Consider the following 17,467-nt stretch of genomic DNA (forward strand, 5'->3'; position numbering starts at 1 on the left):
ACGGGAGGCGTGGTGTGGGTCACATAAGGATTTCGTGAAGACAGGACAACCATTCACAGCGGCCACGGGTCATGCATGCGGAACCAACAGCCCCGCCCGTTCTCGACGGCGGGGCTCCACCAGGTCTCCGCACACGCGAGAGGCGCTGCACTCGGAGGGGGGTGCAGCGCCTCTTGTCGTGTCCGGGGCGGGGTTTCGCGGTACGGGGCTGGGGGGTTACGGGGTCACGCCGTCGGCTTCGGCGGCACGGCGGGCATGCCCAAGAAGGGCAGCCTCAGGGCGCCGAACGCCTCCGCCGGGACCGCGGGGGACTTCGGCTCGACGGGGGCCAGCCGGACGTAGGCCGCGCCCTGCGCGGGCCGCGGGTCCTCCTCGCCCTTGTTGGGCCACAGCGACATAGCGCGCTCGGCCTGAGCGGTGATCGTCAGGGACGGGTTGACCCCGAGGTTCGCCGAGACGGCCGCGCCGTCGACGACCGAGATGCCGGGGTGTCCGTACAGCCGGTGGTAGGGGTCGATCACGCCGGTCTCGGCCGAGTCGCCGATCGGGCAGCCGCCGAGGAAGTGCGCGGTGAGCGGAGTCCCCATGAGCTCGCCGACGTTCGAACCGGCGAAGCCGTTGATCTCCGCGGCGATCGCCGTCGCCCCGTCCGTGGCCGCCCGGATCTGCTTCGGGTTGGGCGCGCCGTGACCCTGCTCGGCCGTCAGCAGGCCCTTGCCGACGCCGTCCGCCTTGAGGTGCGTGGTGAGCGAATTGTCGAGTGACTGCATGACCAGGCCGATGATCGTGCGCTCGGACCAGCGGTGGTTGCTGATCGAACGAGCGAGCAACAGCGGGTGCCTGGCCGCGTTCCCGAGCCAGTTGCGCACCCGGTTCACCCCGTACGGCACCTGGAGGATGGACATGCTGCCCATCGCGTTCGAGCCCTTGCCGTAGCGGACCGGCTCGATGTGGGTGTTCTCGTCCGGGTGGATCGAGGAGGTGATGGCGACGCCGCGGGTGAAGTCGACCCGGGGCGCTCCGTGCCGCTTGCGGTAGCGGCGGCCGGTGGTCTGCGCGCCGACCAGCGCCTCGGAGTTGGTCCGGGTCAGCTCGCCCAACCGCTTGGAGATGTACGGGAGTTGGCCGCTGGAGCGCATGCGGTGCAGCAGGGTCTGGGTGCCGTAGGTGCCGGCCGCGACGACCACGCGGCGGGCGGTGAGGAGGTGTCCGTCGGAGTCCTTGCGGTCGGTGGGCAGGGTCGCCACCGCGTAGCCGCCGCGCGAGTCGTCGGTCACCGAGACGACGGTCGTCATGGGGTGGACGACCGCGCCCGCCTTCTCGGCGAGGTAGAGGTAGTTCTCGTTGAGGGTGTTCTTCGCGCCGTGGCGGCAGCCCGTCATGCACTCGCCGCACTCGACGCACGCCCTGCGGGAGGGGCCCGCCCCGCCGAAGTAGGGATCGTCCACCGCCGTGCCCGGCTTGGCCCTCGACGTGCCGTCGGCGTCCTGGCCGTCGCCGAAGAAGACGCCCACGGGGGCCATGTGGAAGGTGTCGCCGACGCCCATGCGCTGGGCGGCGGCCTTGAGGTGCACGTCGGAGGGGGTCATCGTCGGGTTGAGCCGCACCCCGAGCATGCGCCGCGCCTGGTCGTAGTACGGCGCGAGCTCGTCCTGCCAGTCGGTGATGTCCTTCCACTGCGGGTCCTCGAAGAACTGCTTCGGCGGCACGTAGAGGGTGTTGGCGTAGTTCAGGGACCCGCCGCCGACCCCCGCGCCGCCGAGCACCATCACGTTGCCGAGCAGGTGGATGCGCTGGATGCCGTAGAGGCCGAGCCTCGGTGCCCACAGGTAGTTCTTGATGTCCCAGGAATTCCTGGGGAGCGTGGCCGGGGTGAAGCGCCGGCCCGCTTCCAGGACGCCGACCCGGTAGCCCTTCTCGGTGAGCCTCAGCGCCGTCACCGAGCCGCCGAAGCCCGAGCCGACCACCAGGACGTCGTAGTCGTATCCGCCGTCCTCGTCCGGTTTCTGGGCTGGGGGTACCTGGGACATGGCTCTCCTCGTGCGCGGGGGACGGGCGGGGGCGGGTCTTCCTCGGGTCAGCGCAGACGCAGGGCCTTCATCGCCTTCAGGCTGCGGCTCATGAAGGCCGCGTACTTCTCGTCGTCCATGCCGAAGGAGGGCGCGAGGGGCAGGATGCGCTGCTGGGCGATGGTCTGCGCCTCGGTGTACTTGAGGATGCCCTCGGATCCGTGCCGGCGGCCGAGCCCGGAGTCCTTCATGCCGCCCATCGGCGACTGGACGCTGCCGTAGGCGGGGGCGTACCCCTCGTTGATGTTCACCGTACCGGTGCTCAGCTTCGCCGCCACCTCGTGGCCGCGGCGCGAATCCTTCGTCCACACCGAGGAGTTGAGGCCGTACGGGGTGCCGTTGGCCCGCTCGACGACCTCGTCCTCGTCGGTGAAGCGGTAGACGGAGACGACCGGGCCGAAGGTCTCCTCGGTGCACACGGCCATCGGCGCCTCGACGCCGTCGAGGATGGTCGGCTCGTAGAACAGGGGGCCGATGTCCGGCCGGGCGACGCCGCCCGCGAGGAGCCTGGCGCCCTTGGCCACGGCCTCCTCGACGTGCCGGGTGACGGTCTCCAGCTGGCGCTCGCCGACCAGGGAGCCCATGTCCGCCCCGTACGCGAGTGAGCGGCCGAGCCGCATCGCCTTCGTCCGTGCGGCGAAGCGGTCGAGGAAGGCGTCGGCGATCGATTCATGGACGTACAGTCGCTCGATCGAAATGCAGAGCTGTCCGGCGGAGGAGAAGCAGGCGCGGACCGCGCCCGCGGCCGCCTTCTCCACATCGGCGTCGTGCAGCACGAGCATCGCGTTCTTGCCGCCCAACTCCAGTGACACGCCCACGAGTCGGGCCGCCGCACCCTGCGCGACCTCGCGTCCGGTGCGGGTCGATCCGGTGAAGGACACGTAGTCCGCGTGCTTGACGACCTCGGGGCCGACGACCGGTCCCTCGCCGAGGACGACCTGGAAGACCTCGGCCGGAAGCCCCGCCTCGATCAGCAGGTCGCGCGCCCACAGGGCGGTCAGCGCGGTCTCGGTGTCGGGCTTCATCACCACGGCGTTGCCCGCGACGAACGCGGGCAACGCGTCGCCCACCGACAGCTCAAGGGGGTAGTTCCAGGGCGCGATCTGGCCGACGACCCCGCGCGGCTGACGCAGTTCGGTGACCTTGGTCAGGGTGGGCACGACTCCCGTGTGCCGCCTGGCCTTCAGATAGGCGGGGGCCTTGCGCCCGTAGTGGCGGGCCGCGACGGCGACGGCCTGCACCTCCTCGTGCGCGTGCAGCCGCGCCTTGCCGGTCTCCAGCTGGATCAGGTCGAGCACCTCGGCCTGGCGCGCGAGCACGAGGTCGTGGAAGCGGAGCAGCACGGCGGCGCGGGCGCGGACCGGCGTCGCGGCCCAGGCGCGCTGCGCCGCGCGGGCCCGCGCGAAGGCCCCGGCGACGTCCTCGGGCGTGGACTCGGGCAGGTCGGCCAGCTTCTCCCCGGTGAACGGGGTGTGGTTGGCGGTCCGTCCCGAGCCGGCCACGCCCCGGGTGAGCTGGGCGATCAGCTGTCCCGTGACCACGTCGGCGGCGGTGCGCGCGCCTGCCGGGGCCGGGGCGACCGGGTTGGTGCCGGCGGGCTTGAGGGTGGTCGTGGGCGAGGCCTGCGAGTCCGTCATGGGGCGAGCGTATGCCTGGCGCGGCACTTTCGGTACCCGTCGGTAACGGGTTTTCGGACCCCCGGTAACCCCGCCAGCGATCACTGGCCAGATAACCGCTGATCAGCGGCTTACGTCCACCGGGGGCCACCGGACATCACAGGTCGTGGATCTTCAGCCCGTCGGCCACCTCGGCGAAGAGCGCCTCGCCGTCCTTCGCCGCCTTCCCCGCCGCGGGCATCGACACCCGCAGCCGCCAGTAGCCGGTGCCCTGGCCCGGAACGAGCAGCTCGTGGTAGCGGTAGCGGGTCGGATTCGGGTCGGACGCGGCCGAGTTCGGCGTGTAGTCGGTGACGATGTCGTACGCCTTCCGGCCCTGGTGGCGCACCGTGGTGGTGGTCACCTTCGCCGCCGTGAACTCGATGCCGTTCCTGCCGCCCTTCTCGTAGTACGTCTTCCACACGGCGGGGTCGGCGGCCAGCGTCTCGTGGGTCCTGTCGGTCGCCGGGTCCAGCCGGTCGGCGTAGATCCGGAAGACGGCGCTCGGGTCGGCGTAGGTGACGTTGTTGCCGTCCGTGCCCTGGGTGCGCGCGTAGTCGTCGGGGACCGCCACGTCGGCGTGCAGCACCTCGTTCTCGGGCCGCACCTGCCAGCCCGCGGGCAGACCGCCGCCGCCGAAGGGATTCGCCAGGAGCAGGACGAGCGCGACCGCCACCGCCAACACCCCGCCGCCGAGCCCGAACTGGGCCCCGCGGTTGCCCACCAGGATCGGCGGCACCCAGCGGCTTCCACCGGCGGGCGCCCCCTCCCCCGCGTACACCCGGGTCGCCGCCGGGGCCGGCGCCGGCCGGGCGGCCTGCTCAAGGGTGGCCCGGACCTCGGCGGCGGCCGGCCGGGCCGCGGGGTCCTTGCGCAGCAGCTGCATGACCAGGGTGCCGAACGCGCCCGAGCCCCGGGCGGGCGTCTGCGGTTCGGCCGACAGCACCGCCTGGAGGGTGGCCGGGGTGTTGCTGCGGCGGTAGGGGGACATGCCCTCGACGGCCGCGTACAGGACCACACCCAGCGACCACAGGTCGGACTCGGGACCCGGCCGCTGGCCCAACACCCGCTCCGGGGCGATGAATTCGGGCGAGCCGACGAACGCGCCGGTCTCCGTCAGGCCCTGCTCGCCCTCGACCTGGGCTATGCCGAAGTCGGTGAGCACGACCCGGTCGCCGCGCCCGAGCAGTACGTTGTCCGGCTTCACGTCCCGGTGCAGGACGCCCGCCTCGTGGGCCGCCGAGAGCGCGCCGAGCACGGCGAGGCCGATCCGCGCGGCCTCGCGGACGTCGAGGGTGCCCTCCTGGAGCCGGTCGGCGAGCGACTGCCCGCGCACCAGCTCCATCACGATCCACGGCTTGCCGTCCTCCATGACGACGTCGTGCACGGTGACGACGTTGGGATGGTCGATGCGGGCCGCGGCGCGGGCCTCGCGCTGCATGCGCAGATGGACGGTGTCCCGCTCGCGCGCCCCCAGGTGGTCCGGCACGCGCGGCTCCTTGACCGCCACGTCCCGGTCGACGACCTCGTCGCGGGCCCGCCAGACCGTGCCCATGCCGCCGTGCCCCAGCCGTCCCACGAGCCGGTAGCGGCCCCCGAGCAAACGCCCGGTGACGTCGGTGGGTTGCTGCTGTGTCGGCTCGTACGGCTTCGGCTCGGGCGCCGTCCGCCGCGCTGCCGGAGCGGGCGGCTCCGGCGGCCGCAGGCCGTAGCTGGTGGGCTCGCCGGCCCGTCCCCCATCGTCTCTCATGCCCATATCCTGACGAACGGCGGCGCGGGGGGCCACAGGGGGTCGCGTGCGGATGCACACCCGTGACAGAAGCGGGGTTCAGGGGCCCGGGACGAAGGAGTCGAGGGCGGTGTCGAAGTTCCGCTTCGCCTCGTCGACGCGGGCCAGCGGCGCCGAGACCCACACGTCGTACATCCGCCCCAGGACGTCCCAGCACTCGTCGAAGGTGTGCCGGGCGCCCTCGGCCCTGGTGAAGCCGTTCCAGGTGAACTCCCACAGCGCCGCGTCGCGGCCGTGGTGGGTGGTGGCGGTGACCTTGCCGTCGCGGTAGCCGGGGTTGCTGACCGGCCCGGCCGCGGCCGCGCGCCGCATGGCGCCGAGGGGGCCGCCCGCCACCGCGTTCTGGGTCCGGACGCCGATCCTGAGCGCGCCGTCCGGGGACGTGTAGAACACGCGCTGCTCGTCGGTGCTGCGGACGTAGCCGTCGGGCAGGACCAGACCGAAGCCGTCCGGGTCGCGGACGAAGCGGAACCCGTCGGGCATGGGCGGGGGCCCACCCCCGGGCGGGGGTGGCGGGGGCGGCGGCGGGGGCGGGCGCCAAGGTCCGTCCGGCGGGGGCGCGGACCTGCTCGGCGCCGACTGCTCCACCGACGTGCGGTCCGCTCCCGCGCCACCGAGCGCGAACACCGCGACGGCCGCGCCCGCCCCGGCCAGCACGATCACCAGCGCCGCGCCCACCAGCACGCTCCGGGCCCGCCACGGCCGGGCGGCGGGGCTCGGCGAGTCGACCGGGGTGGCGGGCGGTCCCGGCTGCGGCAGCACGCGCTCGGTCGGCACGTAGCGCGGTCTCGGGGTACTCCCGGTCGCCGCGAACGTACGCAGCAGCGACTCCGCTTCCACCGCGCCGAGCCGGTGCGCGGGATCGCGCTCCAGGAGGCCGTGGACGACCGGGAGCAGCGGGCCCGCGGCGCGGGGCGGGCGGATCTCGTCGAGCACGACCGCGTGCAGGACCCCGCCCAACGAGTCGCGATGGAAGGGGGATTCGCCGCTCAGGGCCGCGCACAGCAGGGCGCCGAGCGACCACAGGTCCGACTCGGGTCCGGCGCTCGCGCCCTGCATCCGCTCCGGAGCGGTGTACTCGGGCGATCCGACGAATGCTCCCTCCTCGCTGATCGTCGAGGCGCCCGGCACCTGCGCGATGCCGAAGTCGGTCAGCACGACGCGTCCGCTGTCCTGCTCGATGAGGACATTGGCCGGCTTGAGGTCGCGGTGCAGCACGCCCCGGGCGTGCGCGGTGGCGAGCGCGCCGAGGAGCGCGACACCGATGCGGGCGGCCTCCTGGACGCCGACGGGTCCGGCGGAGGTGAGCCGGTCGGCGAGCGAGCCGCCGTCGACGAGTTCCATCACGATGTACGACCGTCCGCCCGCGTCCCCGGGTCCCGACTCCTCGACGACGTCGTGGACGACGATGACGTGCGGGTGTTTGATCTGGGCGACCGCGCGGGCCTCGCGCAGCGCGGCGGTGGCGGGCGCGCCACCCTCGGGGTGCAGTTCCTTCACGGCGACCTGGCGGCCGAGCAGTTCGTCCTGCGCGCGCCAGACCGTGCCCATCCCGCCCCGGCCCAGCCGGCCCGCCAGCCGGTAACGCCCCGCCACCAGACGGGCGTTGGGGCGGCCCCGGGGTTCTTTCGGTTCCTGCTCCGCTGTGGACATCGGGTCCCCCTCGATCTCCCCGCACACGTGCAGCGCCCATCATGCCGCACCCCGGGCGGGCTCCGGCGGCATTCGCCGCAGGTGGGAGGAGTCCGGTCAGTCGCCGGCGGAGGAGCCGGGCTGCCAGCCCTGGAGGACCGTGTCGAACTGCTGGCGGATGGTCGCCCAGTCCTCGTCGGGGCCCGACATGTAGAGGGCGTACTCGGGCTTGCCGCCGTCGCCGTAATACATCTGGTCGATGGCGTGCCGCTTGCCGGGGAAGTCCTGCTTCTCCACGTAGGTGAACTCCCAGAGCGAGGACTTCACCTGGTCCCGGAAGTTGTTGCCGTGCAGGGTGACCCGCTTGTACTGGGGCAGCCGGTCCTTGAGCGACTTCTCCATGTTGAGCATGTGCATGTACGGGTTCTCGAAGTCCGGCGACTTCGTGACGCTGATCCGGATGCGGTGCTTGCCGTTGTCCGGGGTGTAGTCGATCTCGGAGCCGTCCAGCTGGCGCTTCCAGCCCTTGGGTACGAGCAGGCTGAAGCCGGCCTGGTCCTTGACGCGCTGCCAGCCGTCCGGCACCGACGGGTCGCCGCCCGGCTTCTTGCCGGCCTCCGGGGTGGTGGACACGGCGGGGCTCTGCGGGGCGCCGCCGCCGGACGAACCTCCGCGGCCCTCCTGGTACTTCATCGCCGCGAACCCGGCGCCCACGCCCACGACCGCGGCCAGCGCCACCACGAGGGCGACGGTCCGCCAGCGCCGCCTGCCCGGGGCCGGGCGGGCGGCGGGCAGCGGCGGGGGCGGCGCCACCGGGGCCGGGCGCTGGACCTGCCGCACCTCGGTGGGTCCGGTCTGCGCGGCGGCGGCCGAGCGCAGCTCCTGCTCGGACAGCTGGGTGGTCGGCACATAGGCCTGGGCGGCCTTGGACGAGCGCCCCTCCATCGCGTCGAGGAACATCCGCTCGGCCTCCTCGACCGAGGGCCGCTCCCCCGGGTCCTTGCGGAGCAGCGCCACGATCACGGGGGCCAGCGCTCCGGCCCGGTCGGGCGCCGGGGGCTCCTCCGCCACGACGGCCTGCATGGTGGAGATCGGCGAGTCCCGGCGGAACGGCGACTCGCCCTGCACGGCGGCGTACAGGGTCGCGCCCAGGGACCACAGGTCGGAGGCGGGGCCGGGGTGGGCGCCCTGGACCCGCTCGGGCGCCAGGTAGTCGATGGAGCCGACGAGTTCGCCGGTCTTGGTGATGGTGACGTCGCCCTCGATGGCGGCGATCCCGAAGTCGGTCAGCAGCACCCGCCCGTCGCTGGCGAGCAGCACGTTGCCGGGCTTCACGTCCCGGTGCAGCACCCCGGCCGCGTGCGCGGCCCGCAGCGCGCCCAGCACGTGCAGCCCGATGCGGGCGGCCTCGCGGGCCTCGATGCGGCGCCCGTCGGCGTCCTTGACGGCGTCGGCGAGCGAGGGCCCGTCGACGTACTGCATGACGATCCAGGGCCGGTTGTCGTGGTCGAGCACGTCGTGGACGGTGACCACGCCGGGGTGGGTGATGCGGGCGGCGGCGCGCGCCTCCTTCTGGGTGCGCGCGTGCAGCACCGCCCGGTCGGCCTCGGCCACGTAGAGGGCGGCGGTGAGTTCCTTGACGGCGACGGTGCGGTGCAGGACCTCGTCATGGGCGCGCCAGACCTTGCCCATGCCGCCGCGGCCTATCGCGTCGCCGAGCCGATAGCGCCCGGCGAGCAACAGCCCCGCGCCGCTCGTGCTGTGAGTGTTTTCCACGTCCCCCGCCCGACCAGACCTTTCCTACGGGGCCAGATTACGGAGCGGAATCCGGCCAGGGAACCTCGGGGCACCCAACCGTGACCATACGGACCGTTGGTCCCGCGATGGTCAGGTCTTTCGGCCGTTCCTGCCGGCGCACATACCCGTCCAAGCCCGTGCGGGCAGGGCGATTTCGGTGACTGCGCAGCGTGACCGGCCGTCAGCGGGTCACGCGGTAGGCGCCGGTGGCCTGCCCGTAGATCTCCGTCACCTTGTCACGCTGCGACTCGGGACCGATGACCTGGACCACGTGATATCGGCCATTGACGATCATGGCGAGATTGCGTACGTAGACCTGCCGCCCGCTGCTGTCCCGCCAGGTGAACTGCCCCTCGGCCATGGACTGCTGCCCCACCTCGATCCGCCGCAGACCGGTGGAGGTGGCCCAGCTGGAGTCCCGGAAGGGCTGGAGCTCGCGCTCCTTGTCGGCCTGGTAGGCCAGCGGGTCCGAGCCGTCGTCCTTCACGGAGTCCCGCCCGGGGACGACGATGAGCAGGAAGTCACCCCCGACATACCGGACTTGCCCGGCGTCGTTCATGGGCTGCCGCTGCCAGCTCTGGTCGACCCCGATCTGGAACCCCGCGGCGTCCTTGCGCACGGCGTACCCGGCGGCCGGACCGGGGCTCGCCCCGCCGGGGCCGGTGGTCTGCGTCTGCTGGGAGGGCGGCGTGCCGCCGGGCGCGGGTACTTGGGAGCGGGTGGGCGGCGCGCCGGGGCTCTGCTGCCCGTTCGTACCGGACGGGGTGGCGCTGCCGGTGTTCCGCGCGGAGTCCGAGCGGGGCATGAACAGGACCGCGTACGCGATCGCCGCGGCCAGCAGCACCAGGATGAGCACGAGCAGCAGCCGGCCGAGCGATCTCGGTCTCCTGCCGCGCGGCGCGGGCTGGCGGTGCCGGTGGCGGCCGTGCTCGGCGGGCGGCGTGACGGCCACGGCGGCGGACCGCCTTCTGCGCCGCACCAGTTCGCCCCGGCGGCGCAGGATGGGCAGCCGGCGGGCGTCGGGGACGATCGGCGGGGCGGTGCGGGTGCCCGCGTCCGGCTCGGGCGCGGAGCGCACGAGCGAGCGCAGCCAGCCGCGCAGCTCCTCGAACTCCGGCCGCTCGCTGGGGTCCTGGCGCAGCAAGGATTCGACGACCGGCCGCAGCGGCCCGCACTCCTCGGCGAACGCGGGCGGCTCCCCGCACACCATCTGCACGAGTTCGGCCGCGCTCTCCTCCGGGTAGGGGGCGTGGCCCTGCACGGCGCGGAACAGCAGGGCGCCGAGCGCCCAGAGGTCGGTGGCCGGGCCGATCGGCGGGGCGAGCCGCCAGTTCTCGTGCACGGACCCGGCCTGTTCGGGCGCCCACCGCTCGGTGACCGCCCCGACGACGGCCATCCGGGTGTGCCGGGCTCGCTCGGCGGCCAGCCGGTTGGCGGGACCGCGATAAGGGGCGGTGACCGGCGCCGGTACGGGTGCGGCCGTCCGCTCCCTGACCGGGACGGGCAGCGGGGCGGCGGCGTGCGGCCGGCGCTGGGAGTCGGCCCGAAAGGCGTCGGCCCGGAACCCAGGGGGCAGCGCGGGGGTCCGCGGCGGCGAACCCCCTTGATCCTGCCGGGGGTTGTGCCCCTGACTGTCCCGTTCCCGAGCTGCCTCGGCCTGACGCGGCGCGGGGCGCGGCACCCAGCGGCCGGTCACCGGGTCGTACTGGCGGCGGGTGCGGCCGGAGTCGGCGCCCTGGTCGTCGCCGTACGGGCTCGCGGCGCCCGCGCCGGGCACCCGCACCCCGCGGACCGGGTCGTACACGCCCTGTTCGGCCCCGCCCTCTTCAGGTCCGTCCGGCGCGGTGGGCGTGCCCCCGGGGTCCGGCCGCTGGGCCGGGAGGGAGGCGTCGGCTCCGGTGCGCGCCGCGGCCCTGGCGCCCGCGCGATAGGCGGCGACCACCCCGGCCCGCGCGGTCCGCGCTCCGGACTCCCCGGCCGACGCGCCGTTCGGCCCGGCCTCCGCCGAAGTGTCCGCCGAAGGGGCCTCGTACAGCTCCTGCGGGTCTGGTGGCCGGGTCGCTTCCCCTGACCCGTTCGACGTCGTGGGCGGCGGGCCCTCGCCGAACCCGTCGCCGTCCGGAGCGAGCGGCACGGGCGCGTACCCGCACAGCGCCTCCTCGGCGGCGCCCGCCGCGAGGCCGGTCAGCACGACCCGCCCGTCATCGCATATCAACACCGTGCGGGCGGTGATGTTGCGATGCGTCCAGCCGTGCGCGTGCAGGACCCGCAGCGCGGTCAGCACGTCGGAGGCGACCTCCGCCGCGCGAAAAGGGTTCAGGGGACGCTCGGCGAGCAGCGCCGACAGCGGGCGCGCGGCGACCAGCTCGCTGACGATCCACAGCGAACCGTCCTGCGCGAACACGTCGAAGACCTGGTCGAGACGCGGGTGGTCGGGGATCCGCGCGGCCGCCTGCGCCGCCTCAAGAGCCCGGCGCACGGCGGGATCGGCGGGCCGCCGGGTGGTCCGCCCGTAGCCGGGCGCGGTCCCGTATCCACCGCCGCCCTCGCGCATGTACGCGTCCGGCGTCCCGTACGCGTCGTCACCGTCGAGCACCTCGGCGTCGACGACCTCGGGCAACGGCACCTGGCGCACCAGGACTTCCTGCCCGCTGTACGTGTCGAAGGCTCGCGTCTCGACGAGCTCGTAGGCGTCGTCGGGGGGCAGCGGCAGCCGGTAGCGGTCGGCGAGCACCCGACCCGCATAGTCGTCCACGACGCCTCCCCACAGCGCGCTGTTACCCCCGGACCACGGTCCCGGTCTCGACGCAACCCGTCAATTCCGGTCGATTACCGGCCCATTGCGGCTGCGTACGGTCCGCGAGTTCTCACGATACGTGGCCCCGCCGCATCACGTCCGGGGGATACCCGTTTCCCCGCCCGGAGCAGCCACACCTCACGGCCGTCGCACGGCGGACCGAGCACGGCTCGGGCACGGTGTCACGCGGGGTGGCGGTGACGGACGCCTGGGGGGTGACGCGGTCCGAGCGCGGGTCGTCGAGCGTGCCCCCGCTGCCTGCCGCACGAGGTCGGGCGGGCCCGGGTGTGGCCCGGAGCTCAGAGGTCAGGCGGGCTTGAAGGTGGCGAAGAGGGCGGCCAGGGTCTGCTGCGTCTCCGGCTTCGACCAGTCCGCGTCCTTGGCCGAGAACATGATTCCGTAGCCCTGGGTGGGGCCCACGACGAAGCCCCGGTCCACGGAGTGGTACCTGGCCCCGCTGTCGTCGTCGAAGGTGAACTCCCAGTCGGCCGCGAGCCAGCCCCGGTAGTCCACCGCGGCTATCTTCACCCGCTTGTAGCCCGACCGCGTCATGGACGACTCCTGGTTCGTCCAGTCCTGCACCGGGTTCGACTTGGGGGTGTCGGTCCAACCGATCAGCAGGCGCTGCCCGTTGGGCCCGGTGAAACGGGCGCCCCCGTCGTCGGTCGTCTTGTACGCCCAACCCGGGGGCAGGCCTATGGAGAAGCCCTGGCTCGACTTGTAGGGCGTGGTGGCGGGACCGCCCGTGGCCCCGCCCTTGTTCCCGCCGGTACCGGCACCCGTGTCATCGCCGGTGTTGTCGTCGCCCTTGCCGTCGCCCTGTCCGGCCGTGGCCGGGGAGCCGTTGCCCGACGGGGTGGCCCCGTCCGACGACTGCTGCCCACCGCTTCCCTTCTTGCTGCTCACCGGGGAACCACCGGCGGCGGGACCGCTGGACGCCGCCTTGTCGCTCTTCGGCTTGCCTGCGGAATCGTCTCCTCCGCTGAGCGTGATGGCGAGCACCGTGCCGAGTATCGCGAGCGCGGCGACCACGGCGATGATCACCAGGGTGCGGCGAGGCACGACATCGGTGAGCGGCGCGCGCGGCGGCGGAACCGGGCCGGACGGCGACCCGGACGACCGCGCGGGCACCGCCTTGGAGCGGACGTCCCGGGCCTCCCTGGCGACCTGCGCCTTCTCCTTGGCCGACGCCTTGGCCTCGGCGGCCGCGTTGCGTACGGACTTGAGCGCGCCGCGCACCCGCTCGGCGGCCACGTCGGTCTTCGGCTCACCGGGCAGCGGCGGCAGCGGAACCACCCGGGTCGCCTCGGGCGACACCGGTTCGGGCGCGGGCGCCGGGCGCTCGGGCGCGTTCAGCACCTCGGTGAGCAGCTTGCGGGCGGCGGCGTTGTCGAGCCGCTGCGCCGGGTCCTTGGCGAGCAGCCCGTAGATGACCTGCTCCAGCAACGGCCCCGCGTTCTTGGGCGGGTCGACCGGCTCGGTCATCACCGCGGTCAGCGTCGCGATCGCCGAGCCCTTGTCGTACGGAGGAACGCCCTCCACGCTCGCGTACAGCAGCCCGCCGAGCGACCAGAGGTCGGCGGCCGGACCGGGCTTGTGGCCGCGGGCCCGCTCGGGCGAGATGTACGAGGGCGCGCCGACCAGCATGCCGGTGGAGGTGATGGAGGGGTCGCCCTCCACCTGGGCGATGCCGAAGTCGGTCAGCACGACCCGGCCGTCCTCGGCGATCAGCACGTTGGACGGCTTCACGTCGCGGTGCAGGATGCCCTCGCGGTGCGCGGAACGCAGTACGTCGAGGATCGCGAGCCCCACCTCGGCGGCCCGGCGGGGCGTCAGCGTCCCGTCCTCACGCACCGCTTCGGCGAGCGACTTGCCCTCGACGAGCTCCATGACGATCCAGGGCCGGTCGTCCTCGTCCACGACGTCGTAGACCGTGACGGCCGCGGTGTTGCGGATCCGGGCGATCGCCTTGGCCTCGCGGAGGGTACGCGTGATGAGGCGGCGCTTCTCCTCCTCCTCGATGCTGGCGGGGAACCGCAGTTCCTTCACGGCGACGGTGCGCCCGAGCGTCTCGTCGACGGCCCGCCAGACCGTGCCCATCCCGCCCCGGCCGAGCACGCCACCGAGCCGGTACCGCCCCGCGAGCAGCCGCCCTTCCCCGCCCCCCTTCCTGCCACCCGCGTCCGCACGCCCTGACGTGTCATCAGCGGCCGAGGACTGCGAGCCCGACTTCGCCGGGGCGGAGGAAGCGGCGACCTTGGCGTCCACCCTGGGATCGGCAGAGGAGCGACCGGAGGGGGAGCCCGACTTGGCGTCACCGGCCTTCGGGGTCGGCTCAGCCTTCGGCGTCGGCTTGGGGTCCGCTGCCGCCTGAGCCGCCGCCTTGGCGTCACCGGCCTTCGGGGTCGGCTTGGCGTCGGAACCCTGGGAGCCCTCGGGGCCCTGGGAGGCAGGCCCCGACTTTGCCGACGGGTCGGCACCGGCATCGGCAGATCGGGAGCCCGGCTTGGCCGCGGTCGAAGCGTCCGCGGCGCCCGGCTTGGCCTTCGGCGCGGCGGCGTTCCGCTTCACGCCCTCGCCGTTGGCAACGGTGTCACCGGACTTGGCGACCGGCGTCCTCGGGTCCGGCTTGGCGTCGCGAGCGGCGGCACCCCGCTTCTCACCCGACGCCCCGGCACCGGCACCCGAACCGGCCTTCGCATCCTTCACTCCGGCACCCTGCGTGTCCTTCGGGGACGCCGCATCCCGCCCGGCCTCCGGCGACTCGTCCGCGCCCGGCTTCGCCACCGCGTCACCCGCACGCGAAGCCGAGCCCGCACCGGGCTCGGGCGCGGGGGCGGGCCGGTCGGCCGGGGCCGCCGCATCCGCCGGGCGCCGCCCGGACTTCGTGCCCGCCTCGCCCGAGGTGGACTCTGCGGGCGTCGACGACGCCCCCGGTTCCTGCCGCTCGTCCCGCTGGGGTTCCCGCGACTGCTCCGCCTCCGACATGCGTCCCCTCTGCGATTCCTGATCTTCGCCCGCGCCGGCCTCGGCCCGCGGCCTGCCGCGACCTGCCTCGTGGAGGCGGCCCGGCTCACCGCTCCGACCTGCTTGTCCTGCCGGGTGACCGACCCGCACCGGAGCCGCGCTCGAACTCGGCGTCCGCGCGAGGCCCGTAACCCGCCCTGGCAGAGCCCCCATTGTCCCTCACGCCAGGACCGGTGATGGTCCCGGGTCCGGCGTCCGCCAACTTGGCTCCGGAGGAAGGGAAGCCCGCCGCGCCGGCGCTCCGGGCACCACGCATCGCGGCGCCGGCCAGGACGCCGACCAGGACGCCGTGCGTCATCGGCACAGCGGCACCGCCCGCCGGACCCGCCCCTTCCGCCGCACGGACCGCTCCGGCCCCACGGCTCACCCAAGGCAACACCCGGCCGCCGCGCGGTGCGCCGAAAACGCGTCCGGCCCCCGGTGTCGCAACGCCCGTACACCCTCGGCCGTGCCGACCCTGTCCGCGCGGACGCGCGGACAGCGTCAGCCCGCCCCTCGGGGCGACCGTCGTGCTCCAGCTCCCCGCGGACGGCGGGCCGGGGCTCGACGACACCGCGGGCGAGCATCTGCCCGGCCTGATACGCGGGCATGGCGACCACGGCCGCCACCTCACCCTGCGCTCCCTGCCCTTCCACACCGGCGGCCTCTTGAACTACACGGCGGAGACCACCGTTCCGGTTCCACTCACCCCCGAAGAGGCCGCTCGCATCGCGCTCACCCACTCCCCCAGCCCCTCGAACTCGCTCGTTTCGACACCGAGTTCCGCCCGACGTCGCCTCGCCTCCCCGCGGCGGCGCCGTCCTCCCCGTGTGCCCGTCCTAGACCGGCGCGATGTCCGGCGCGCCGAGCCGGGCCGCGTCCGCCGTCAGGTCGTCCGGCTGACGCTGCGACTCGCGCTCCGCCTCCACCCGCTTCTCGTAGTGCTCCACCTCCTTCTCGATCTGCTTGGTGTCCCAGCCGAGCACCGGCGCCATCAGCTCCGCGCACTCACGGGCCGAGCGGGTGCCCCGGTCGAAGGTCTCGATCGAGATCCGGGTCCGCCGGGTCAGTACGTCATCGAGGTGCCGGGCCCCCTCGTGCGAGGCGGCGTAGACGATCTCGGCGCGCAGATAGTCGTCCGCGGCGGCGAGCGGCTCACCGAGCGAGGGATCGGCGGTGATCAGCTCCAGGAGGTCCTCGGCCATCGAGCCGTACCGGTTCAACAGGTGCTCCACGCGCACCACATGGAGGCCGGTCCTCGCCGCGATCCTGGCCCGCGCGTTCCACAGCGCCTTGTACCCCTCGGCGCCGAGCAGCGGGGTGTCCTCCGTGACGCAGGCCGCGACGCGCTGATCCAGGGCGTGCACCGCCTCGTCGACGGCGTCCTTCGCCATCACCCGGTACGTCGTGTACTTGCCGCCCGCCACGACCACAAGACCCGGCACCGGATGCGCGACGGTGTGTTCGCGCGAGAGCTTGCTGGTGGCGTCGGACTCCCCGGCGAGCAGCGGTCGCAGACCCGCGTAGACACCCTGCACGTCGTCCCGGGTCAGCGGCACCGCGAGCACCGAGTTGACGTGTTCGAGCAGGTAGTCGATGTCGGCGCTCGACGCGGCGGGGTGCGCCTTGTCGAGGTCCCAGTCGGTGTCGGTGGTGCCGACGATCCAGTGCCTGCCCCAGGGAATGACGAAGAGGACGGACTTCTCGGTCCGCAGGATCAGCCCGGTATTCGAGTGGATCCGGTCCTTGGGCACCACCAGGTGGATGCCCTTCGAGGCCCGTACATGGAACTGCCCCCGCTCCCCGATCAGCGCCTGGGTGTCGTCGGTCCACACCCCCGTCGCGTTCACCACCTGCTTGGCACGGACCTCGTACTCCCCGCCCGCTTCTCCATCCTGCACCCTGGCACCGACAACGCGTTCGCCCTCGCGCAGGAAGCCCACCACCCTGGCCCGGTTGGCGACCTGTGCGCCGTACGAGGCCGCGGTGCGCACCAGCGTGGTCACATAGCGGGCGTCGTCCATCTGCGCGTCGTAGTACTGCAAGGCCCCGACCAGGGCGTCCTTCTTCAACGCGGGCGCGACGCGCAGCGCGTGGCGCCGGCTCAGGTGACGGTGCGTCGGCAGTCCTCTGCCGTGCCCGGACGACACGGACATCGCGTCGTAGAGCGCCACGCCCGATCCGGCGTAGAGCCGCTCCCAGCCCTTGTGCTGCAAGGGGTATAGGAACGGAACCGGTTTGACCAGGTGCGGGGCGAGCCGTTCGAGAAGCAGTCCGCGCTCCTTGAGGGCTTCGCGCACGAGGGCGAAGTCGAGCATCTCCAGATAGCGCAGCCCGCCGTGGATCAGCTTGCTGGAGCGGCTGGACGTGCCGGACGCCCAGTCCCGCGCCTCGACCAGGCCGGTGGTCAGGCCCCGGGTCGCCGCGTCGAGGGCCGTGCCCGCTCCGACCACCCCCGCGCCCACGACCAGCACGTCCAGCTCGCGTTCGGCCATGGCGGCGAGCGCCTGTGCGCGCTGCTCGGGTCCCAGTGTCGCTGTCCTCACGGCTTGCCTCCCGTTGATCGGGGTGATCCCGCAGACCGGGTGGTCTGGCTCACAACCTCGATTCTGGACGGGACCACCGACATCGGCCACCGCCTGTGGACAACACTCGGGTTGCCTCGGCCTCCCAATGCCGCAAAACAGTCATATTTCCTCCTAGTCTGACATTCCGCACGCCC

The 17,467-nt window shown here is 73.4% G+C and carries 8 protein-coding genes; all 8 read right to left on the reverse strand.

Annotation, left to right across the window (positions count from 1 at the left end; genetic code table 11):
- Nucleotides 1–224: 224 nt before the first annotated feature.
- On the reverse strand, nt 225–2,030 hold the full coding sequence (locus DT019_RS14100) for a GMC oxidoreductase (RefSeq protein WP_114037129.1): 1,806 nt from the start codon (nt 2,028–2,030) through the stop codon (nt 225–227).
- 47 nt (nt 2,031–2,077) lie between these two features.
- Nucleotides 2,078–3,706, reverse strand: coding sequence for a succinic semialdehyde dehydrogenase (locus DT019_RS14105; RefSeq protein WP_114037130.1), 1,629 nt, complete (start codon nt 3,704–3,706; stop codon nt 2,078–2,080).
- 136 nt (nt 3,707–3,842) lie between these two features.
- Nucleotides 3,843–5,474, reverse strand: coding sequence for a serine/threonine-protein kinase (locus tag DT019_RS14110; protein WP_114037131.1), 1,632 nt, complete (start codon nt 5,472–5,474; stop codon nt 3,843–3,845).
- Between the two features lie 78 nt (nt 5,475–5,552).
- Nucleotides 5,553–7,166: a serine/threonine-protein kinase gene (locus DT019_RS14115; protein ID WP_114037271.1), complete on the reverse strand. Its 1,614-nt coding sequence runs from the start codon at nt 7,164–7,166 to the stop codon at nt 5,553–5,555.
- A gap of 96 nt (nt 7,167–7,262) precedes the next feature.
- Nucleotides 7,263–8,921, reverse strand: coding sequence for a serine/threonine-protein kinase (locus DT019_RS14120; RefSeq protein ID WP_223279490.1), 1,659 nt, complete (start codon nt 8,919–8,921; stop codon nt 7,263–7,265).
- A gap of 202 nt (nt 8,922–9,123) precedes the next feature.
- Nucleotides 9,124–11,697 (reverse strand): protein kinase, encoded by a 2,574-nt coding sequence (locus tag DT019_RS14125; protein WP_114037133.1) that lies wholly within the window; start codon nt 11,695–11,697, stop codon nt 9,124–9,126.
- A 348-nt stretch (nt 11,698–12,045) separates the two neighbouring features.
- Nucleotides 12,046–14,727: a serine/threonine protein kinase gene (locus DT019_RS14130; protein WP_114037134.1), complete on the reverse strand. Its 2,682-nt coding sequence runs from the start codon at nt 14,725–14,727 to the stop codon at nt 12,046–12,048.
- An 857-nt stretch (nt 14,728–15,584) separates the two neighbouring features.
- Nucleotides 15,585–17,291, reverse strand: a complete 1,707-nt coding sequence (locus tag DT019_RS14140) for a glycerol-3-phosphate dehydrogenase/oxidase (protein ID WP_114037135.1) — start codon at nt 17,289–17,291, stop codon at nt 15,585–15,587.
- Nucleotides 17,292–17,467 lie beyond the last annotated feature (176 nt).

This window comes from Streptomyces sp. SDr-06 (assembly GCF_003324565.1).
Classification (GTDB): domain Bacteria; phylum Actinomycetota; class Actinomycetes; order Streptomycetales; family Streptomycetaceae; genus Streptomyces.

Excerpts from the sequence above, each read along its gene's own strand:
- DT019_RS14100 (WP_114037129.1), bottom strand. The coding sequence starts at position 2,030 with ATGTCCCAGGTACCCCCAGCCCAGAAACCGGACGAGGACGGCGGATAC.
- DT019_RS14105 (WP_114037130.1), bottom strand. The coding sequence starts at position 3,706 with ATGACGGACTCGCAGGCCTCGCCCACGACCACCCTCAAGCCCGCCGGC.
- DT019_RS14110 (WP_114037131.1), bottom strand. The coding sequence starts at position 5,474 with ATGAGAGACGATGGGGGACGGGCCGGCGAGCCCACCAGCTACGGCCTG.
- DT019_RS14115 (WP_114037271.1), bottom strand. The coding sequence starts at position 7,166 with ATGTCCACAGCGGAGCAGGAACCGAAAGAACCCCGGGGCCGCCCCAAC.
- DT019_RS14130 (WP_114037134.1), bottom strand. The coding sequence starts at position 14,727 with ATGTCGGAGGCGGAGCAGTCGCGGGAACCCCAGCGGGACGAGCGGCAG.